At 39.2% G+C, this 23,468-nt stretch carries 17 protein-coding genes; all 17 read right to left on the bottom strand.

Annotated elements, in window-relative coordinates:
• Positions 1–176: 176 nt before the first annotated feature.
• Positions 177–752, bottom strand: a complete 576-nt coding sequence (locus QE450_RS17100; protein WP_307300797.1) for a hypothetical protein — start codon at positions 750–752, stop codon at positions 177–179.
• 127 nt (positions 753–879) lie between these two features.
• Positions 880–3,258, bottom strand: a complete 2,379-nt coding sequence (locus QE450_RS17105; protein ID WP_307300799.1) for a stalk domain-containing protein — start codon at positions 3,256–3,258, stop codon at positions 880–882.
• A gap of 510 nt (positions 3,259–3,768) precedes the next feature.
• Complete coding sequence (locus QE450_RS17110) at positions 3,769–7,785, bottom strand: S-layer homology domain-containing protein (protein WP_307300801.1); 4,017 nt, start codon at positions 7,783–7,785, stop codon at positions 3,769–3,771.
• 234 nt (positions 7,786–8,019) lie between these two features.
• Positions 8,020–9,147, bottom strand: coding sequence for an MraY family glycosyltransferase (locus QE450_RS17115; protein ID WP_204826292.1), 1,128 nt, complete (start codon positions 9,145–9,147; stop codon positions 8,020–8,022).
• Positions 9,148–9,260: 113 nt separating this feature from the next.
• Positions 9,261–10,019 carry a WecB/TagA/CpsF family glycosyltransferase gene (locus QE450_RS17120; protein WP_307300805.1) on the bottom strand — a complete coding sequence of 253 codons (759 nt, stop codon included), beginning with the start codon at positions 10,017–10,019 and terminating at the stop codon, positions 9,261–9,263.
• A 6-nt stretch (positions 10,020–10,025) separates the two neighbouring features.
• Entirely contained in the window at positions 10,026–11,177 is a 1,152-nt protein-coding gene (gene csaB, locus QE450_RS17125; protein ID WP_307300806.1) for a polysaccharide pyruvyl transferase CsaB, read from the bottom strand.
• A complete protein-coding gene (locus tag QE450_RS17130) occupies positions 11,150–13,177 on the bottom strand; it encodes a DUF5693 family protein (RefSeq protein WP_274171747.1) in 2,028 nt (675 codons plus the stop codon). The genes csaB and QE450_RS17130 overlap by 28 nt, the downstream gene beginning before the upstream one ends.
• Before the next feature lie 196 nt (positions 13,178–13,373).
• Entirely contained in the window at positions 13,374–15,089 is a 1,716-nt protein-coding gene (locus tag QE450_RS17135; RefSeq protein WP_307300808.1) for a phospho-sugar mutase, read from the bottom strand.
• A gap of 67 nt (positions 15,090–15,156) precedes the next feature.
• Complete coding sequence (fabZ, locus tag QE450_RS17140) at positions 15,157–15,615, bottom strand: 3-hydroxyacyl-ACP dehydratase FabZ (RefSeq protein ID WP_373462051.1); 459 nt, start codon at positions 15,613–15,615, stop codon at positions 15,157–15,159.
• A gap of 202 nt (positions 15,616–15,817) precedes the next feature.
• A complete protein-coding gene (locus tag QE450_RS17145; protein ID WP_273613774.1) occupies positions 15,818–16,120 on the bottom strand; it encodes a DNA-directed RNA polymerase subunit beta in 303 nt (100 codons plus the stop codon).
• Positions 16,113–16,937 carry a flagellar hook-basal body protein gene (locus QE450_RS17150; protein WP_273613775.1) on the bottom strand — a complete coding sequence of 275 codons (825 nt, stop codon included), beginning with the start codon at positions 16,935–16,937 and terminating at the stop codon, positions 16,113–16,115. The genes QE450_RS17145 and QE450_RS17150 overlap by 8 nt, the downstream gene beginning before the upstream one ends.
• A gap of 36 nt (positions 16,938–16,973) precedes the next feature.
• Positions 16,974–17,855: a flagellar hook-basal body protein gene (locus QE450_RS17155; RefSeq protein ID WP_273613776.1), complete on the bottom strand. Its 882-nt coding sequence runs from the start codon at positions 17,853–17,855 to the stop codon at positions 16,974–16,976.
• 100 nt (positions 17,856–17,955) lie between these two features.
• Positions 17,956–18,954: a rod shape-determining protein MreB gene (gene mreB, locus QE450_RS17160; protein WP_273613777.1), complete on the bottom strand. Its 999-nt coding sequence runs from the start codon at positions 18,952–18,954 to the stop codon at positions 17,956–17,958.
• Positions 18,955–19,329: 375 nt separating this feature from the next.
• The gene (gene murA, locus QE450_RS17165) at positions 19,330–20,700 is read right to left on the bottom strand and encodes a UDP-N-acetylglucosamine 1-carboxyvinyltransferase (RefSeq protein WP_274171744.1); all 1,371 of its coding nucleotides are present in this window, start codon (positions 20,698–20,700) and stop codon (positions 19,330–19,332) included.
• 247 nt (positions 20,701–20,947) lie between these two features.
• The gene (locus tag QE450_RS17170) at positions 20,948–21,196 is read right to left on the bottom strand and encodes a DUF1146 family protein (protein WP_204826282.1); all 249 of its coding nucleotides are present in this window, start codon (positions 21,194–21,196) and stop codon (positions 20,948–20,950) included.
• Between the two features lie 376 nt (positions 21,197–21,572).
• A complete protein-coding gene (locus QE450_RS17175; protein WP_204826281.1) occupies positions 21,573–21,989 on the bottom strand; it encodes a F0F1 ATP synthase subunit epsilon in 417 nt (138 codons plus the stop codon).
• 34 nt (positions 21,990–22,023) lie between these two features.
• On the bottom strand, positions 22,024–23,424 hold the full coding sequence (atpD, locus tag QE450_RS17180) for a F0F1 ATP synthase subunit beta (protein ID WP_204826280.1): 1,401 nt from the start codon (positions 23,422–23,424) through the stop codon (positions 22,024–22,026).
• Between the last annotated feature and the right edge of the window lie 44 nt (positions 23,425–23,468).

Below are 23,468 nucleotides of genomic sequence, written 5' to 3' on the forward strand. Positions count from 1 at the left end.
CGCTAATCACTAGATGCTAAGGTATATTTTTTATACGTAAAAGATTAGATAGTCTATTGTAAATAAAATAGATCTCATACAAATACTACAGATTTTCAATTGCCTTTTTCCAACAATCTCATATTAAAATCATTCTATTTGTTCAATTCAGAACTACCCTTTTTGAATATACAAACTTATTGAATTTTATAATCACCAATTACTAATACTGTAGCATTGTACCCTTGAGTCAAAGCAACTTCAACCCCTCGCCCATCTCTTGGAAATAAAAGTAGATGATTATTAGGAATAGCTTGTGATCCACCCATTTCACTTCCAGCAGTCAAATCTAAAATCCCATTTTTTTCTGAACTGTATACGACAGCTTTCCCTTTACGTATAATCACTTCGGTACCGGCTGCTGCAATTAATTTTTTACCTGGACGAATTTCTACCACTTTCGTTGTAATTGTAGAAGAAGATGTTGCTGAAGGAGTTGTTGTAGGAGCTGTAGATACAGGAGGTGTGACCGGAGTAGTAGGTGTGTTATTTTTAGTACCACTATTGCTATTGTTAGTATTTCCTGTAGAACTACTAGAACTTCCACCTAATGCTTTTTGTATTTGCTGATCTACATAACTTTTGGTGACTACAGGATCATCAGCAGAACCCAGTTGACTACTAGCACTACTAATTGTAACAAAAGAACTACCTACCCAGATACCTATCCCAATAGTAGCAGTAGCCATTAACCATGTAGCATATTTTTTCATATGATATCCTCCTCAAAATATAGAATAAAGATATAAAACAAAAATACCCCGGAGCAGTTGCCCGCTCCGAGGTACCTAAGCGAAAGTAGTTATACTTTCTATATGACAGTGTTCATATCAGAAGATATTACTTGCTGTTTACAGTTACAGTTTTAGCAGCTGCATCGTACATTACTGTAGCGTCAAGAGCTTTACCAACCCAAGCGATAGGCAATACAGTACGGTTAGCTTTAGTTACTGCTTTAACATCCATGTTGATTGTAGAACCGTTGATAGTCAATTGGTTAGTTTTAAGTTTCAATTGAACTACGCGGTCACCTTTGATCAAAGTAACCATAGAAGTTGGTTTGTCGAACAAGATGTTCGCAGGAGTTACACCCAATGCTTCAGCTACGTAACGAACTGGCAAGTAAGTGCGACCATTTTCTACATAAGGAGCAACTTCAGCAGTACGAGTTTCCCCGTTTACTTTGTAAGAAGTGCTTCCGATTGTGTAGATAGCTGTTACAGCATTAGATTCTGGGCTTTCAGCACCAGTTCCGATAGTTGCGATTGGTGCTTGTGCAGCAAAACGGTAGCTATCGTACCAAGTTTGAACAACATCGTCAGCACCGTGGTATGCACTATTAGCAGCAGCATCACCTTGTACTTTAGCAACAATGTTACCTTGTGGTACAGTACGGTCAATACGCAAGTTTACGCCGTTGATTGCAATAGTACTAGCAGTAGTACTTTCGCTATCTACGTAGAAACGCAATACGCCTTGAGTAGCACTGTTATTGTAAGTGTCTACAGATACGTTACGGATAGTCAAGTCACCAGAAGTAACAGATACAGTAGGAGTAGATCCGAATGTTACGCCAGCTGGAAGAAGAACTTCTACCAAACCGTTGTCATCATCAGTCAATGCGCCTGCTGCTCCTTCTTTAAGTGTCAAGTTACCGATGTTTGCACTATCAGAACCGATAGCTACACTGTAAGTTGCATCAGAAGCAGACAATGTTACAGATGGAGTAGCTGTTGCTACTTTAACTGTACCAGTCAAACCTTGGCTACCAGCTACAGCAACATTCAAGTCACCACTGAATCCAGGTTGTACTGCTACTTCAACATCTTTCAATGTGATAGAACCAGAGTTATTGTTAGAGCTATTTACAGAACCTTCTGGGAAAGTCATACGCATTGTACGTCCGTCAGTTCCAGTGTAAGAGATGTTTGGTTGTCCCAAACCGTTAGCTGTATCGATAGAACCAGTAGTACCAGTTACATCAGTACCATCTTCGTATACAGACTGCCAACGAGCACCCTCAGGAAGTTGCAACGTTACTGTACGTCCAGCGATGAAAGATCCTGCAACGGATTCTTTAACAACGATGTCGCCCAATTGTTGCTCATCTTGACCAGCAATTACAGTAGATGGAGAAGCTACAGTTACACCACCACCGTATTGTCCGTAAGAACCTACTACCAATGAAGAAACGTTAGCAGAAGAGTTACCACTTACAGATGCAGTGATGTCGCCTTCTTTAGCTTTATCTTCGTCTTCTACAGAGAAGCTAAGATCCAAGTTGAAAGAAGAAGCTGTAGTAGACAATGCAGCAGTATTAGCAGCTGCAACAGTCAAAGTATCTCCATCAACAGTAGTAGTTAGATCTCCAGAAGTCAAATCACCGTATAGTGGTGTGAAAGTTCCAACAGAGTTCCATTCAAAACCAGATGGCAATTTGAATTTCAAAGCATTACCAGTTTTCAAAGATGCTGCAACAGATTCAGTCACTTTTAAAGTGAAATCAAAGTTGTCGCTGCTAGATTGTGTGTCATTAGCTTCGATAGCTACTTGACCAGAAGATACTACTGTTGCAACTTTAACGTTACCAGTTGGCAATCCACTGTCGCTAGAAGCACTAAATGTTACATTTACATCACCAGTACTAGGACCAGTAGAAACGATACCATTTAAGTTCAAGAATAAAGCTACATCATCAACAGTGTTTGTTCCAGTAATTGTAATTTGAGCACTCTTGTTGTTAGTACCGATTTTTTTAACAGTAACAGAGTCAACTCCACTACCATTATCTAATTGGTAAGTGTTGCTACCTACTGTAGGAGAAGCATTTCTTGCAAGACCAGTAAAGTCTTGGTCATTTCTGAATTCAAAACCTTGTGGAAGTGTAAATGTTAATACTTGGTTACTTCCACCTTTTAAAGTATCTTGATCGATATTTACTTTTACGCGACCAAGTGCAGTATATTGTGCTGCTGTTGGAGAGTTAGGAGTAGATCCAGTTCCTAATGTTGGTAAGTTCAAAACGTCAAAACTTCCTGCTGCGTGTGCAGCTGTTGGAGCAACGATACCTGCTACTGGAGCGATACCTGCTAGCATAGCAGCGCTTGCTGCTACGTTTAATACTTTTTTAGTAGACTTTTTCATAAACTTTTGTTCTCCTCCTTGAATATCATAAACATTTTTTTTGTTTTTTTGTTTGTTGTGGATTTTGTCACTCATCAGTCGTTACACCCCCTCTCCGAGTTTAAAGCAAATCCCTTTTTGTATGATGATATCTGTGACAAAATCACAGAAAATCGTAACCGGAATATTTGTCAATCGAAAAACCGCAGTGCACAGAAGTTATTATACATTGCGTCAATGATGCCGTAAAGACATTTTTTCACATTGAGATCGACTAAACATTCCAAAAGTTAATCTCAATTTAATAACCTGTCAGCAATTATGTTGCCTTGTTTTATCGGGTTCATATATGTAGACGCAGGTTTCTTCAAAAAGTTGCGGTTTTTCAAAAAAAGTTTTCTGTTTTTTTTGCGACATATATTATATCGCGAAACAGAGCCTTGATTATCATACTACACTTTGAGAAGATATGCCAGTTTTGCCTACAATACTTTTTCGTAACTATATTACTACTAAACACGTTTTAACCTATTTAAACCACTCTTCTCATAATTATTTTTACATGCAAAAAAAGAGAGCCCTATAAGAGCCCTCTCTAGTAACAAATTACATTTTAGGAAGTAACTTTTGTCCAATCATTACTCTAGCTAAGATAATAGCTGTATCTGAACGAAGCATTTTAGCACTAGGATCAAAGGTGTATCCCTTAGTTAGATCATTAGGGTCAATAGCTGAACCTGTAATATACCCTTTTTGGGCTACAGCTAATACGGAAGCTCTAGCATATCGATCAATAGAATTAAAATCTTTAAAGTATTTCGTTAGACCTTTATTAATCTTAGTAATATCTGTTTCTAGTTTTAAATTAGTTGCACTCGCAATAATTACAGCTGCATCTTGTCTTGAGATGTTATCTCCTGGACTAAATACTTGAGGCTGAGTTCCACGCACAAATCCTGCGCGTGCAGCTGTCTCGATGTAACGGAAATCATATAAAGCATTCTGTGTTATAGAACTAATACTACTACTTACATCAATGAAATGTTTGGTTCCTTGATAGTTAAGTGGTAATTCTAGAGCTTTAACAATAGCTCTAACAAACTCGCCACGTGTAATATATTGATTTGCTCCAAAACTTGTATCTGGATCTGTAGCATTCATAATACCTTTAGCAAATAAAGCTTCCATATAGTCGCGTGCATAACTATGTTGCACAATGTCTGTATAGGAATAACTTAATTTAGCTACTACATAATAACCAAAGCGATCAAATGGAACAGTAATTGTACGTTTAGAAGCGTTAACTACTCCACCTACATTATCCCACTGCTTCAATTCAGGATCGAAATACAATACAGTTACTAGTTTACCCGCATCAACTGCCATATCAGATAGATAAGATAATGTCATTGTTCCTGGTTTGGAAGTAACTAGCTCATTATCTGGATCACGATTATAGAAATCTGGCGCAACTGGGCTACTTGGGAATGTAACAGGTTGATAAGGATCCTGTCCATCGGCAATTGGATCATATGCAGTAGTCGAAATATTATCTGCAATACCTGGATCAATCCAATATACTGGGCTTGCTTTTACAAAATGAGAATTAAAATTGTTCACAAAATATTGCTGCCCTATTTTGTATTTCTCTTGTAATCCTGCAGCAGGAGTTTCAAAATCGTAACGATCGATTACTCCATCTGTACTATTAGCAATAGCAAACAAAATATTATTACCTGAGAATACTTCTGTTTTGAGATTTTCTGCTGCATCAGTATCACGTCTAATCAAGTTAGTTCCTGCCGGGAATTTCAAAGCCAAATCCCCTTCAAATACTTTTGCAGTTGTTTTCATAGCTTGCATAAATTGTGCACCTGGAATATTAGTAGGTACATATTTAACAGTTACAGAATCTTTTAAAACTTGATTACCAATCGTTACAGTAATCGGAATATTAGTATCTTTGTTAGCTTTCAAATCTTTAACACGAATACGATATGCATTTTCATATTCATTTTTACCATCGTTATTTGTATCAAATGTTGTTTTGGTAGCTGTCTCTTTATTGATTGTTACCGCAGTTGCACCTTTAGAATCAATAATAACATCAATAAAGTTTTTGTTAGTTAATTTTTGAGCTGTTAGCGGTCTAACGATAGTATAGGTATCACTTTGTGGATCCAATTCCATTGTAGCATTGGCAGTAGGTCCACCATCTCCAGAATTATATACAGTGAACGTATAAACAATTGGGCTACCATCAGAAGGCATCGTACGATTTTTCAATGTAAATGCAAAAGATTGGGTGTCATAGTCATAATATACTGAAAAATCAGGGATTACTGTCGAGTTAAATGTATCTGATGTAGCCACTTTATTTTGCATGCCAGTAAAAGCATCAGAAAGTTTCCAAGTCGCTACAGTAGTTCCGGTAGAATCAGAAATAACTAGTTTGTAATTAGCTAATTTATCTTTAAGAGTTGTACCGCTAAGGCTTCCTCTTACAGCTGAAGCATTTGTACCCAAATCAAGAAAGTCAAATGTTCCATAGACACTATAATTTTCTTTTGCTGTAGTATAGTTAGAACCTTTCATAGGAAAATTAGTATCATCTTTAGCTGTAGGTATATCATTAGTACCCGCAGTATATGGGAAGATTCCAAGAGTAGTATTATAAGGAATAACCGGAATATCCGTTGGTACTAGATTTACTTTAATTGTATTATCATAAGACGTTTTATCTGATTTAAATACAAATTTGATTGTATTCTCTCCTGAGAATAATGCTTTGTAAGCATCCGCATCACTATCTACTAAAAATGTTGTTACACCATCTTTTCCAGGTTTAAGTGGAATCAAGGTATTATTAATATAGAAGAACACAGTTTGACCTGTACCAGAATATACGATGTCGCTTGTATCTGCTACGTTAACAATCTTACCTGAAAAATGGTCTAATGCTGTATCCATAACAGCAGTTGCTACGGTTGTATCATTTTGTCCATATTGAACCACTTGTCCATCAAATGCTTTACTATAACTGATATAAGGACCATAGAGCAAATTTATTGTTGCTGACATAGGTGCACTTACAATACTTCCTTTTGCAGCTGTAAATGAAAGTTTTAACGTACCGGAAGCAGGCAATTTCGTAACTTTCAATAGCACTCTTTGCATAGTTTGTTGCGTACCATTTACATTAACTACTGTGCTTTCAGAAAGAATATTCTCAACACTATATGCTGTGGTTGGATTCTTAGTTGTTGTACCCAAAGAATCAACTACACTATCAAGATTAACAGTCGTATTGGAATCTCCATTAGCTACTAAAACTTCTACTGCTGTAGGTAATGAGAAAATATTAGCTCCATCTAACGCAGAACTACTCAAATTACGAGCTTGTGATGCTGTTGTCGAAGAAGAATAACCTGGCAAGTAATTTAGTTTATAAATATAAGCTGCACTACTATTACGAAGAGTATATCCTAATCCGGAGCTAGAAGCTGATCCACCTTTAATCGTGATTGTTAAATTGACTTGGCTATCATATTTAATACCTGTAGATTCAGGAATCGCGTATGATAAAGTGATATAATCTGTAGTTGATTCTGTTTCTACAACTGTAGGTGTTACAGCACCAGATGCTGTCACTCCACCAGCTAAAGTATATTGCAGATAATCTGTCAAATCAGGGCGAACACCTTTCACTAAAGGCACGACTACTTTACCTGTAATAGATGCAGAGCCTGTAGGCAAACCTGTACTAGCATCTGTACCTGAAGGAGCTACATTAAAATCAGGAAAGTTAGCTAAATCTCCAGATGTGTTAGTCGTTCCATTTTTTGCGTACGTGTCGTAAAAAGTTGTACTACCATTGTAAAAAGTGATTTCACGTGTAGTCGTTAATGTTTGAGTACCATTTAGTGCTTGGATACTCAATGTGTTTTTACCACTATTCAATGTTAAAGGCGCTGCAGCAAAGGAATATCCATTTGAACTAGATACGTTCGCTGTTCGACTTGCTCCTCCATTAACAGAAACAATAACTTTTGTTGCATTAGGAGCAAAACCAGATAATGCTATTGTTGCTTTGTTTTGTTTGTAAGCTGTACTTGTGCTCGTAGCTGTTAGCACAACAGGAGTATCTTCTTTAAGCGCTACAGTGCTTCCATCTAGTGTTGCTGTCAAATTATATAATGTCGGACCATCATGATATTCGAAATAAATAGATTCTGAAACATTCGATCCACCACCAGCCGGACTTGCAGTAAATGTAACTCTATTCAGTCCAGCATATAAAGGAATATCTGTTACTGTGATAGCAGAGTTATTAATTGTATAGTTAGTCAATCCAGTGTTTTGGTTCGTTGTATCATCTACATAAGCGTTACCGTTTTTATAAATACGAGTCACACTATACTTGATTGTTGTAGCATTTACACTATTAAAGCTACCGTTGATTGTTGCTTTGCTATCGCCTACTACATGAGGTGAAGCAGGGTCGTAACTTTCACTCGGGAAAATAAAAAAGCTTGCTGCCTGCAATGTTTTTGCACCTAAACCTGGGGGTAGACTACTTACAATAAGAACTACCGCCATAAGCATCGATAGTATTTTCTTCAAAATGATGTTCCTCCTTTGATTTCGGTCGCTGCTCCAACTCACTAATGGCGGGCATAACCTGTCTACCCTTTTTATCGGCATCCTACAGATATATTTTAATAAGTTCAGAGAAATCCACATAAAAAAACCTCTCTTTCTATAGAAAGAGAGGTTTCGATATCGCTGAGATCCTTTGCTATCAAAGAATCTACAACCGATTCACAATTTATATTATTTTTCTTACTTGATGTTCATTTAAGGCTTACTTCCACGTGTTGGATCAGGTTTGATACGTAAGCGAGCAATCAATCCAAGAAGTGGACGTTTTGTTTTGCCAACCAATCCAATAAGTTCTGCTCCAATTTGAAGAACAAACATCATTACACAAATGACTAAGAATGTAACCCAATTCGCTTCATTAATCGCAGCCGATGATTGAATAATCGCCAATACACCGAAGAAAGCAGCAATTCCATAAATCAACAATACCGTCTGACGATGGCTTAACCCAAGTTCGCGTAGACAATGGTGCAAGTGACCTTTGTCTGGTGCAAAAATCGGTTTCTTATGTACCCAACGACGGATAATCGCGAAGAAGGTATCAGACAATGGTACACCGATAATGATCAAAGGAGTAATAAATGAAACAACCGCGATTTGTTTAAATCCAAGTAACGATAACATCGCAAGACTGAAACCTAGAAACAATGATCCTGTATCACCCATAAAGATTTTGGCTGGATGAAAGTTAAAGTAAAGGAATCCAACGATCGCTCCTAAAAGAAGTAAACATAAAAGTGCTACAGGGTAGTTACCCATAATCAATGACATTGTAAAAATACTACCGATCGCAATAGCAGATACACCTGCTGCTAACCCATCCAAACCATCAATCAAGTTAATTGCGTTCGTTACACCGACGATCCAGAAGATGGTTAAAGGAATAGCGATCCAGTTCTCAAGTGAAGAATATGAATCTTGAAAAGGAATATTTACAAAATCGACTTTAATTCCATATCCGAATACTACTGTACATGCAGCAATAATTTGACCTAACAATTTAACACGAGCTGATAATTCAAAACGGTCATCCAGTACACCGATCAATACGATGATTGAACCGGCTGTAAAAAATGCTTTCATAAAATTAGCATCGCGTGCAGGTAGATCAAATGGCAAAAACGGAAGGACAGCGACAAAAGCAATCGTAAATGCTAAATAAATCCCCAGTCCGCCAAGCCTTGGCATGATTCTCGTATGCACTTTACGGGCATTAGGAACATCTACGGCTCCGATTCGAATTGCAAACTTTTTGACGAGCGGCGTTAGAACCAGTGCTAATGCCAGCGCCAGAACAAATCCGAGAATAAAAATGATTAACATTTTGCTTTTCGACCCCCAATTTATCTCACGGAGCCAATTATACTCCGTTCGAAATTAAACACCAAACTGCTTTTAAGCACATTTTCAGCGATATTCATCTAAATTTCATCTATTTATTGAACTTTTACTACGTTTTCCTTGTCCTTTAGCACTTTTAATGCGAATTTCGGAAGCGCAAGCATTCTTTTGTAACGAGTAGGCTCTTTTAACAAGCGATAAAACCATTCTAAACGCAATTTTTGAAACAATTTTGGTGCACGTTTGGTCTTACCGGAGATCACATCAAAGCTTCCTCCTACGCCCATAATGATCGGAACACCCAATTCTTGCTTGTATGTACCAATCCACGGTTCTTGCGTATCTGCTCCTCTTGCTACAAACAAAAGGTCAGGTGAAAGACGACGAATTTCTGCAATAATCTCTGCATCTTGATCAGGGCCAAAAAAACCATCCCGATATCCAACAATCGCAGTATGCGGATATAAACTTTTTAACCGGGTAGCTGTCGCCTGAATCACTTCAGGAGTGGAGCCCAGCAAATATACTTTCCAATGAAGGGTCTGACCTCTGTCCATTAAGCGATGAAATAAATCGTATCCAGCTACACGTTCAGCAACAGGTTGACCACAAGTTGAAGCCGCCCATACTAGCCCTGCACCATCAGGAACTAATAATTCTGCGTTTTTCATAACTTGCATATACCTCGGTTGCTCTAAAGCTGTCATAATCATAATCGGATTCGCTGTAATAATCTGTTGTGGTTTACCCTTTTTGATACTTTGTTCGAGGTACTCAACAGTATCATCCATATTCATTTTAGATACTTGTAAACCATAGATCGGAACAGTCGGTATAGTATTCCATTGTTTCATTATATATCACCTTTGTGCTAAATAATAATGAGCAATAAAACGAGCAGGGCTAGCAGCATCTTGTTTGAGTAATTCAATTAAAGAAGCTTTGCTTGCGCGCCATCCTTCTTGATCATCTAGCAATGCTTTCGTTTCTTGTGCCAATTGTAACGGTTCTACTTTGGTACTGGTTCCTGTTGCTTGGATCTGCAACCGATTTAGAAATTGATCGATTTTGGGATCATACGATATTCCGATTAAAGGTACCGATTGAGATGCTGCATAGATCAGGCTGTGAAGCCTCATACCTATAATAGCATGACAGCGGCTAACTTCCACTAACATTTGTTGTGGATCGGTCACTTGTTCTGCACTGCTGATCACACTTCCATGATCACTGATATCACCAATACGATCGATCACGTACTGAGAAGCTTGTTCATCTTCTGGCAAATGGAACGGTAAAAACCGAAGATGCACAGGTAATTCTTGACTGAGCAATCGCAAACCGTCTCCTATTCCATCCAATTCTCGACGTTGTTTGTCCCAAAAACGAACGGATATACCAACTACAGGAAGCGAATCGATATTCGCTTCTTTTATAGTATTCAAAGGGTTAATGTGAATAGATTCTTGCTTCACAGGTAAAGGTAATCCCATGACAGGATCAGCTACAACTTCAACTTTAGATCGAGAAAGTCCCATTTTTTCTAGTAACAAAGCAGATTCTTGATCTCGTACAGATACATATGCGCTTTTTTTGAAGCTATTTTTGATCCAAGAGAAAAAGAATTTCTTTTGTACAGGGCCTACGCCCTGCGCGTAAATAAAGACTGGCTTACGTAACCAGTGAGCAATACGAACAATACCAAGATAATAAGGAATCGTCATAATCCCTGTAGAGTCTTGAAGAAGACTGCCTCCACCACTGATTAGACCATCACTTTCTTTTAACAGTTGGCGAATTTCGCGAATCTTCAATCGTCCTACAGAACGTACTCCATACATTTTGGAAGTCCATTCTGGATCACCTGACAATACGATAGGCTCGATCTGAATACCTTGTTGTTTACCCTGATCTTCCAGTGAATTCAAAATCGATTTCAATACCGCTTCGTCTCCACTATTGCGGAATCCATAGTATCCAGAGATTACGATTTTCGCAGAAGCGGTAGCCATTTTTTCCAACACCTTTCAAGGATTTGCCATACGATAACAGCAACCAATCCAAGAATCAAACCAAGTCCCATTCCAAGTAAACCACGAATCAATGAAATATGAACAGGCGAATGAATATGAGCAAATGTATCAACCATTGATAATTGACCAATACAAGCAATAATCATAATGTAAATTGCATGACGGTATTTAGCTGCAATAAATACACCTACAATAAATAATGGATGTGCCATCAAAAATTCTTTGTTACGTGGACGAACGCCCAGCAAGCTTTCCAGTGCATTACGGAAGTGCATTTCAAGTGGTGTTACTGTTCCTGCATTTCCTGTACGAGAAAGATAATACATTCCTACAATCCCTACAATTCCTAATACAATAATCCAAGTTAAAGTAATTGGAGTGGTTAATACTTTGCGGATACCACCTATACCAAAACTTTGTTTGCCACGGTAGAAAGCGATATATACCGCGATCAAAGCGATAGGTGCAAAGTGTAGTAAACTTACGCCGCGGAATTGATTAATCACCAGTTGATACGTAATATCATTCAGAAGCCCAATAATGAATAACGCCCCTGTTAACGACCAAAGCGATGTACGAATAAATAAGATAACCGCTTGAATGACACGTTGGCTTGCTGATAATTGATGTCTTGTTTCGTACAAGCGATCGACTTTACGTACCGCATAGATCATTGCAATCGTCGGTGCACTAATGGCTGCAAGTAAAGCGATACCTTGCTCTAAAATAAGTGCCTGATGAATAAGAATCATTCCTGCACTTCCGATCAATCCAAGCACGAACACAATTAATGTTAAACGACGTACAAAATAAGACACTAACAAAGCAATGTAAGCAATAGCTCCAATTAAGACAAGCAATTTGAAATATTTGTTGAAAGCAGAATGACTGACATCCATAGCAGACGCAGGTCCAATTTTGAAACCATGACTTTCGATATTCTGAATAGCCTGTCCTTCTGTTTGCAAACTTTTAATAACATTATCAATAGAGTTGGTCATTTGAGCTTTAGCGGTATCACGAGATACTGCCAAATTGATATACATCATCCGAATATTACGATCTTTTGCAGCTAGTGCAAAACGATCAGCTACTGTATACGGATCAAGTTTAGAATCAGATTCGCTTAATGAATACAAACGAACAACATTATAATGCATAAGATATGCTAATTTACTAAAACCCGTTTGTGGTTTTTTTAAGTTTTCAATCGCAGCGATACCGATATGATATTGATTTAACAATGCCGCAAAGTTAGCGATACTTTTCTTCTCAATATCGTCATTAAAACCAGTAACAGATTCACCATCAAAAAGAATCGTTTTGACCCCGTACTCAGCAAATTGACTTAGCAATCCATTCATACGAGTCTGGTCATATGGTAACGAATCATTCAAACGAGGAACAATCTGGAATCCCATATTATGAAGCATCCGCATTGTAATCGGATCAGGATCGAGCGGTTTTAGTCCAGCTTCATCCGTAGAAGTCTGAATAATAACACCTGGTAATCCTTTAAAGCTCCAGGGTACGACAGCAATGCCCAATGAATTGTATACACGCTGAAGAACCGGCTCTAATAATTGCGCATTTTCTTCACTTGTAAATTGGACATATGTAAAATTTTCATTTTGTGGAATCACCTGATTTTGGAGATTAGCCACATCCACAGAATTATACACATTAAGACGTTGTGATTTTTGCAATTCACTTAAATTACTTTGGTATACAGCTACAGAACCTACGCCTGCATCCTTAAGCAATAAAAGCTGTTGCTTGATATAATCCTGGGGATGAGGCTGATACGATGCAATATCGATCAGATTACGATAATTAAAAACAAACTCCACATTTTTGGACGTTGACTCGGTTTTGGTACGATCAAAAGCGATAGGCAACGAAGCCACCAAACCAATAATCACCAATATCCATAACCATTTCACAGAAGAATTATTCCAATGCTGCCATTTCTGAACCACTCAAGTACCTCCTTAGTAAGTTCGTTATATCATTCTCAAGCAGTCGCCCAAAGAAGAACATAACGAATGGTTCCGCTGCTAAGACTAAGCTTCACAGCGGAACCCTTCATTCATCTGATCTATTATATACTGCCTACAGCGTCTATCCTACTAAAAATTGATGACAATCTACGATTTTCGTAAAATAAATTGACTATTAACCATCAACACGTTGCATTACAGCAGCCGTTAACTTTTGAATACGATCTGTTGCATCTGCGCCTGAATCGCCACGAACAGCAAAATATACTTTGATTTTTGGTTCTGTACCGGATGGACGCAAGCAGAACCATGATCCATCTTCCAATAAGAATTTCAATACGTTTTCTTTTGGAAGACCGTCTAGACCTTTAGAATAATCTAAAGCTTCGCTTACTTTAACGCCTGCAATGTCAGCAGGGCTTTCTGTACGCCATGATTCCATAATTCCTTGAATCTGTGCTACTCCATCTTTTCCTTTAAGCGTACGTGATTCCAGACTTTCTTGGAAATGTCCAAACTGTTCATACAACTCTTGCAAAACATCATATAGCGTTTTGCCTTGTTGTTTGTAATAAGCAGCGGCTTCGCTAATTAACAATGCTGCAACAACTGCATCTTTGTCACGAGCATAGTTTCCTGCTAAATAACCATAACTCTCTTCATAACCGAACAGATACGTATGCTCGCCACTTTGTTCGAACTGATTCATTTTTTCACCGATATATTTGAAACCAGTCAATGTGTTGAATATTGTTGCTCCATAATGTTCAGCAATTACTGCTCCCATTTCACTGGTTACAATAGTTTTGATGACTGCGCCATTCGAAGGAAGTTTGCCTTGCTCTTGAAGCTGGCTCAAATAATAATGGATCATAATAGCACCAGATTGGTTACCCGTAAGTACAAAGTATTTACCAGTAGGATCTTTTACAACAGCACCCATACGGTCACTATCTGGATCAGTACCGATTAGAATATCAGCATCTACTTCTTCACCAAGCTTAATCGCTAGTGTAAAAGCTTCACGTTCTTCAGGGTTAGGAGACTTCACCGTTGTAAAGTTACCATCTGGTGCTTCTTGCTCGGACACCATAGAAACATTTGTAAATCCAAGACGTTCCAATCCTGCACGTACTGGCAGATTACCTGCTCCATGCAAAGGGGTATAGACGATTTTCAAAGCTTTACCTGCTTCACCTTGTAACAATTCACGATTCACACTAATATCCGTAACTGCTTGGATAAAGTCTTCATCTTCCTCTTTGCCTAACCATACTAGCAATCCTTGTTGCTCTGCTTCTTCGCGACTAATACGTTTGATGGCTGCAAAAGAAGAAACTTCACGGATATTACTAATCACTTGTTCTGCTTCATGAGGAACCAATTGTCCACCACTATTGTTATACACTTTGTATCCATTATATTCAGGCGGGTTATGACTTGCTGTAATCACAATACCACCGGTTGCTTTTAGATTACGTACTGCAAAGGAAAGTTCTGGTGTTGAACGAAGCGAAGGAAATAACTTAGCTACGATTCCGTTTCCAGCAAGTACCAAAGCTGCTTCTAATGAAAACTCTGGTGAAAAGTGACGGGAATCATGAGCGATCACAACAGATGGTTTACCTTCTCCGGAATGAGCAGATACAATATATTCTGCTAATCCTTGTGTTGCTCTACCTACCGTATAAGAGTTCATACGATTACTGCCTGCACCAATCACTCCACGTAATCCACCTGTACCGAATTCCAAATCACGGTAAAAGCGATCTTCTAATTCTTTGTCTTGTCCTTGGAGCCCTTGCAATTCCTCTTTGGTTGCTGCATCGATCGATTCATCATTTAACCATTGATCTAGATTGCGTTGAGCTTGTTCACTAAGTGTTGTCATAATATCCATCCCTTCTCTATATATGGTTTATAAAAAAATACATTCATTTGATATTCAATCTGATCAATTATTCTTTATTCGGATCAGTCAGTGCAAACATGATTTCGCCTTCAGCAACGACTGTACCATTAACGGTTGCTTTGGCCTGACCTTTACCAATGGAAGCTTTCATACGGGTAATTTCTACTTCTAATTGAAGTGTATCCCCAGGCACAACCTGTCCACGGAAACGAACACCATCGATCCCTGCAAACATAGCTAGTTTATTACGGTTAGCTTCCATTTGTAAAATAGCTACTGCACCTACTTGAGCTAACGCTTCAACAACAATCAGCACACCTGGCATTACCGGATAACCCGGAAAATGTCCTACAAAAAAAGGTTCATTGATTGTTACATTTTTGATCCCTACTGCACGTTTACCGACTTCCAACTCCAGTATGCGATCTACCAGTAAAAAAGGAGGACGATGCGGTATAATCTCCTGAATTTGTTGTACATCTAACACAACCAAAACCCCTCTCATTTTCAACAGTATAGGTTCACTTCTATTCTCTCTTTACAGTTGCTTCTCTACGTATCATGCGCATCTGTTCAGAAAAGATTTGTTCCCCTGCATTGTCCCATATAATATGTAAGCATTTTTTAGTCATTTTAAGCATTCCACATCATTATAACGGTTTCGACAACAAAAATAAAACTCCTGCATCAGCAGGAGTCTTTAAAGGTCATGGTGCAAAAACAAGTTGAAAAATATGCGCCCATGTTTCTGGATATAATACATCCGATATATTTTGTTTGCCAATCATAGCATAACCTACTGCTAAGCCTGCTATCAAAGCAACAACAAATCCAACGATCACTAATAGTACACGTAGTGTTTTGATACCTGCCGAAGAAGATCGAGTGGCTGGCTTCTTCTCCGGCTCTTTTCTCTCAGGTGCAGCAGGTTTTCTCACAATTTTTTTGTTAGGAGTTGCTTTCCCTTGAGCTTTAGCCGCTTCTTGTACGGCTGCGCGTCTACTAGCCACGAATACTATTGGTAATACTCATCATATTATCACTAGAAGATAACGTACGTGCTGCCAGCTGATATGCACGTTGCACTGTAATCAATTCAGACATTTCTGCACTCAAATCGACATTAGAACCTTCCAAAAATCCCTGACGGATTTGAGTTGTTGGTGACATCGTGCCTACAACATCATTCAAGTTCGCTCCGGTAGGTAACATGAATAAGTTGCCATCCATTTGTGTAAGACCTTCTGGATGAATGACACGATCTACTTGAACGGTTTGTGGAAGGATTGTAATTTTGCCTGCGCTATCTGTAGAACGAACAACACCTTTGTCATCGATCTGGATATTGGTTTTGGCTGGAACTTCTAGAGGAGCAGATACACCTCTAGCATTTTTCCCCATAAGTAAATAGCCTTGATCGGTTGCCATAAAGGCTTTGGTCGGATCGGTTGCTGACGGTACGAAGTGGAAAGAACCTTCACGTGTCCAACCTTGCTTACCATCGGCACTCACTGCAAACATACCGTCACCTTGAATAGCCAAATCGGTTGGATTGTTAGTCGTCTGCATTTCACCTTGAGCTGTATTCATCGTCACATCGCCCATACGAGCACCAAACCCAAGATTGTACCCAGCACCTGTTACACGACCTGGCAAAGCAGACGCTGCACCTGGTTGCTGTTTGACAGCGGTAAATACATCTTCAAATGTAGCTTGCTTTCCTTTATATCCAACGGTATCGGCATTCGCAATGTTGTCAGATACCACACCCAGTTTTTGCTGGATACCGCTCATCGCTACCATTGCACTGATCATCGAATTATTCATTATTCTCCTCCTTTGCTAACCATCTATACTGCTATATTATACACGACCTACGTCATTGACTGTTTTGTCTAAGCTTTTATCATAAAATTGTACGATCTTCTGATTGGCTTCATAAGCACGAAGTGCTGCTGTTAAATCAACCATTGAAGCGGCTGCATCTACTGTAGAACCTTCCAAGTAACCTTGACGAACTTCTACATTATCGCCTGCTTGCAATTGTCTCACCCCTGCTGTAGCTGGATCTGTTACACGAAATAATCCATCACCTGCACGAGTCATCTGACCTGGTAGATTGACTACAGAAATTCCTAAACGTCCTACTGTAGCGCCATTCAATTTGGTTGTGATATTTCCTCTTGAATCAAAATTATAATCATCGATCGAACCACGTAGTGTAATCGGATTCCCTGTTGCTCCTAATACCTGATTACCTGTAGAAGTCAATAATTGTCCTGCTGCATTCAATTGAAAATTACCGTCACGCGTATAACCAGTCTCACCTGTTTTGCTAGTTGCTGTAAAAAAAGCTTGTGGACGGTACGTCACGGTACCGTTTTCTGCTACATATTTACCTGAAGCATCGAAAGGAATGTTCTGCCGGGTTGTCGGGTCTGCCAGATTAATCTCTGACACCAAAGCAAAGTCGTCTGCCGAATTCGTCTGACGCATATCACCTTGTACATTCATAGAGATACTTTCTTCTGCCAGTACGCCTGTGTTCAAACGACCAATGTTTTGGTTGCTTGCTCCTTGATCTCCATTATTTAGCGAGATCAGCATTTCTGGAAAAGAACGTTCAATACTCTCTACTTGCTTGTATCCAGGGGTATTTACGTTTGCTATATTTTGCGTCACGGTATCATGGCGACGTTGCTGAGTGATCATACCTGAAGCAGCCGTATATAGACCTCTTAACATTACCGGACACTCCTTTCGTGTTCAATATATGGGTAATTCTGATTGTGTATATCCAAGTTTCCGTCTCATCATTACATTCTACTCTTATATATCGGTTAGACTAGAACTTTTTTTTAGAGACTTTGTCCAAATTATTTAACATAATTCCTGTTCCTTTAACAACACAGTGCATAGGATCTTCTGCAACCAGTACAGGGACATGTAATTCTTGAGATAATAATTCTTCTAACCCATCTAACATCGCTCCGCCACCTGTCAAAATAACACCACGATCAATAATATCTGCGGATAATTCTGGAGGCGTCTGTTCTAAAACAGTTTTGGCTGCTGCTACAATCGACAAAATTGTATCAGATAATGCTTCTTGTACTTCACCGGACGAAATTGTGATTGTTTTAGGCAATCCGCTCACGATATCACGACCACGAATATCCATTTCTCTTTGCACACCGCCCGGGCGTACTGTCGCAATATTAATTTTGATATCTTCTGCTGTACGTTCACCGATCAGCAATTTATATTTATTTTTGATATGTCTGATTACCGATTCATCGAATTTGTCTCCAGCAACTTTTAGTGAAGCTGAAGTTACAATATCACCCATAGACAATACAGCGATATCGGTTGTACCTCCACCGATATCAATAACCATATTACCACTTGGTTCGAAAATATTCATACCTGCTCCGATCGCTGCTGCTTTAGGTTCTGCTTCTAAAAACACTTCTTTGGCACCACTGCGTTCTGCTGCTTCACGAATCGACTTTTGCTCAACAGAAGTAATATTGGTAGGTGCACAGATCAAAATACGAGGATGGCTATACCAGCTACGAGCGCCTACTTTATTAATAAAGTGTTTAAGCATCGTTTCGGTCACTTCAAAATCTGCAATAACTCCATCACGAAGTGGACGAATAACGACAATATTTTCCGGTGCCCGACCGATCATACGTCTTGCTTCTTCACCGACAGCAAGTACACGTTTGGTTGTTGTTTCTATAGCGACTACTGAAGGTTCGTCCAACACGACACCTTTTCCTTTTACATGAATCAAAACATTTGCTGTACCTAAATCGATTCCAATATCCTTGCTGAACATATCAAGAGCCTCCAAAAGTTCGTATTTCCGGTAACAAAGCACCGTCCGTTATTTTATGCTTTTACATCATCTGAGAGCCTATTCACTGGTTATGTATGATATGTTAACGAATAAACGTTCTCCGGCAACGATCAGTTCAGCGAAAAAAGTATGTATATGGGCCCACTATAAAATGAATGCAAAAGGCTGACTTATTAAAATTAGCATAATTACCAAGGGTATTCAACGCCATTGTTCGTCATTTTTGGAAAAGAAACTGTCATATATACCAAAAGAGCCAGACTATAATCAGTCTGACTCTTTAATATACGTGAATTACGATATCAAAAGCGATCTAATGTTCGCCTATAGATACATTAAATTCATATACTGTTTTTAAGCAAGTGTTGGTTGAACGTTCAAAGTAGCTGTGTTTACTTTTTCTGTTTTGTCAGAAAAAGCAGCCATTTGTTCTTCTACCGCAGGTGTAGGTTCTTGAGAAGGTTCTGCTTCTTCCAAGCGCCAGATATCTGCTCCCAATCCAGACAACTTCTCAGCCAAATGCACATATCCACGATCGATATGGTGCGTTCCACTAACTTCTGTTGTTCCTTCAGAGATCAAACCTGCACAAATCAATGCAGCTCCTGCGCGCAAATCTGTTGAGCATACTTTTGCGCCCACTAGACTTGCTCCACCTGTTACGATCGATGTTCTACCTTCAATACGAATCCCCGCGTTCATCAGGTTAAACTCATCGACATGCATAAAACGATTTTCAAATACAGTTTCGCTAATAATACTAGTTCCTTCAGAAGCAAGCATTAACGCCATCATCTGTGCTTGCATATCTGTTGGGAAACCAGGGTAAGGTAAAGTTTTTAAGTCGACAGCACGAAGTGGCTTATCTGCAATAACCTGCACTCCATTTTCGTCTGGAATGATCGTAATACCCATCTCTTCCATTTTAGAAATAACAGGACCCAAATGATCAGCGATAGCACCTTCCACGTACACGTTACCACCAGTGATAGCTGCGGCAACCATATATGTACCTGCCTCAATACGATCAGGTATAACTGTGTGTTCTGTACCGTTAAGAGATTCTACACCTTCAATACGAATAACACCTGTACCTGCTCCGCGAACTATAGCACCCATACTGTTAAGGTAGTTAGCCAAGTCTACAATTTCAGGTTCTTTAGCTGCATTCTCAATCGTTGTAGTACCTTCTGCAAGAGTAGCTGCCATCATAATGTTTTCAGTAGCGCCTACGCTAGCTACGTCTAGATAAATCTTCGCTCCACGAAGTCTACCATCACATTTTGCTTCGATGTAGCCTTGCCCCAAATTAATCTCTGCACCCATAGCTTCAAAGCCTTTAAGATGCTGATCAATAGGTCGTGTGCCAATTGCACAACCACCAGGTAAAGAAATACGAGTTTTACCCAAGCGAGTCAACAATGGACCCATAACCAAGAAAGAGGCACGCATTTTGCTTACCCATTCATACGGTGCTTCACAAGAAGTTAATTCTTCTGCATTGACCTGAATAGTCTCATCTTGGTATGTAACAACCGCTCCTAGCGATTCTAATACCTTACTAATCGTCATTACATCGTCAAGAGAAGGTGCGTCATGAATAACACTTACACCATTTTCTCCAAGTAGTGAGGCAGCAATAATTGGAAGAACAGAATTCTTAGCTCCGCTAACTTTAACACTTCCTGTTAATCGCTTGCCACCGCGGACGATAAATTTGCTCATTAGGGTTCCCTCCGCGCGTCATTTTGCTTATCCGGCATTACACAATGACGAATCAGATCAAGCTGAACATAGTTGCATACAGACCATGGTATCTGTCTGTTATTTAATCTAATTCATCTTTCAGATTCGTGTGATTGTACAATACCCTATTGCATAAATTTTAGTTTTTAATGTAGTAGGTGAGAATCATACAACTGTTTGGTTTCAAAAAAATAGTCTAACACACTTATAACCACACTGTTCACATTCAAAACATAAATCGGATAGACTGTGTCCAGCGGATATAATCCAGCAGGAAGTTGGATACGAAATGCCCGAGTACAATCGACAATAACAAATGGAGCAATTTGCCAGCAGCACTTTTGGGATAACGAATCAGTAAATCAAGTTTTAAATTTTGCAATGCCCACCAGGACAGACCAATACAAAGGAGCGATATGAATATGGATAGTAAACCGTTCACACCGACAGCGGACACTGTATCTACCGTACTCATTTTTGAAATAGCTCCCTCCTTTATTGCTTACTCATTAATCATCCTTTTATACGGACTATTCTATAATACTTGCACAGCGTTAAAGAATCTAGTCCCAAATTTACAAAAATCAGCATTTTCTTATCATATTGGTGTTATTTCAGAAAATAACTGCATTTTTAAAGCATTTTTCTCAGCAAATAAATAAATCTTACTGAAATAAAAATACTAGGGATACGCCCTAAAGACCTAACATTTCTCAAAAGACAATCATTCTCAAATCTGTGAATCTCTATTATATGATCAAAACGAACTCACCTATAATAGCATAAGCCATTTTTATAGACAAATTAAAAAATAAAAACCGGACCCTATATAGCGGCCCGGTTATATACATTTAACGGTTCTCACCAGCTGAAGATACTTTAAGACGATTCATTGCTCGTTGTAAAGCAAGTTCAGCCCGGCGGAAGTCAATGTGATCTTGAGTCGACTTGTTGTTGAGACGGCGCTCAGCACGTTCTTTTGCTGCTCTTGCACGTTCAATATCAATATTGTTCGGCAATTCTGCACTATCTGCCAACACTACTACTTTATCAGCACGGACTTCTAGAAATCCACTCTGAATAGCTACCACTGTTTCTTTCCCATTGACTTTGTACACCAATGGAGCGACTTCTAGTGGAGTAACCATCGGAATGTGACCTGCTAGAATCCCAAGTTGACCTTCTACACCTGTGGCTCGTAATTGATCCACCTGTTCGGAAAACACCAGACGTTCAGGTGTTACAATTTCCAATAGAAACGTGCTCACTTTCATCCCTCCTCACGTTTTGCAGGCATATAATTTACAGTGTTTTTGCTTTTTCCACTGCTTCTTCAATCGTGCCTACAAAGAGGAATGCTGCTTCTGGAAGATCATCATGTTTGCCATCTAAAATCTCTTTGAAGCTACGTACTGTTTCTTTAACAGGTACATAACGTCCTTTGATTCCAGTAAACTGTTCAGCAACATGGAACGGTTGAGACAAGAAACGTTGAATTTTACGCGCACGCGATACAGTCAACTTATCTTCTTCACTCAATTCATCCATACCCAGAATTGCAATAATATCTTGTAGCTCACGGTAACGTGCTAAGATTTGCTTAACACCTTGAGCGATATTGTAATGTTCTTCTCCAACAATTTCAGGATTCAAGATACGTGAACTGGAAGCAAGTGGATCTACTGCTGGGAAAATACCCATTTCAGAGATTTTACGTTCCAAGTTCGTTGTTGCATCCAAGTGAGCAAATGTAGTCGCAGGAGCCGGATCGGTATAATCATCCGCTGGTACATAGATCGCTTGAATCGACGTAACTGAACCTTTTTTAGTAGAAGTGATACGCTCTTGTAATTGACCCATCTCTGTTGCAAGTGTAGGCTGGTAACCTACCGCAGATGGCATACGTCCTAGCAATGCAGATACTTCAGAACCTGCTTGTGTAAAGCGGAAAATGTTATCAACGAACAACAATACGTCTTTTCCTTCTTCATCACGGAAATACTCAGCCATTGTCAAACCTGTCAAAGCTACACGAAGACGTGCACCAGGAGGCTCATTCATTTGTCCGAATACCATAGCTGTTTTGTTGATAACGCCTGATTCTCTCATCTCATGATAAAGGTCATTACCTTCACGAGTACGTTCACCAACACCAGCAAATACAGAAATACCACCATGTTCTTGCGCGATATTATTGATCAATTCTTGAATAGTTACTGTTTTACCTACACCAGCACCACCAAACAGACCGATTTTACCACCTTTAGCATAAGGAGCTAGCAAATCGATAACTTTGATTCCTGTTTCAAGAATTTCAGCTTGTGTAGACAATTCGTCAAATTTAGGAGCTTGACGGTGAATCGGGTTTTTGATTTCAGCTACAACATCACCAGCTTCATCGATAGGTTGACCTAATACGTTAAATACACGACCTAACGTTACGTTACCTACAGGTACTGAAATAGGAGCACCTAGATCAAGAGCGTCTAGTCCACGTACTAGACCATCTGTGGAAGACATTGCGATACAACGGACAAGATTATCCCCCAGATGATTCGATACTTCAAGCGTCAAGTCGATTTTGTTACCGTTATCTAGCGTAGTTTCGACTTTGAGCGCGTGTAGGATTTCCGGAAGTTGACCACGTTCGAATTCTACGTCTACAACCGGTCCCATTACACTTACAACGCGACCTTTGTTCATTATCGTTTTCCCTCCTACTGACTTGCTGTATGCAGCGATGTCAT

The sequence above is a fragment of the Paenibacillus sp. SORGH_AS_0306 genome (genome assembly GCF_030819345.1).
GTDB classification, from domain to species: Bacteria; Bacillota; Bacilli; order Paenibacillales; family Paenibacillaceae; genus Saccharibacillus; species Saccharibacillus kyungheensis.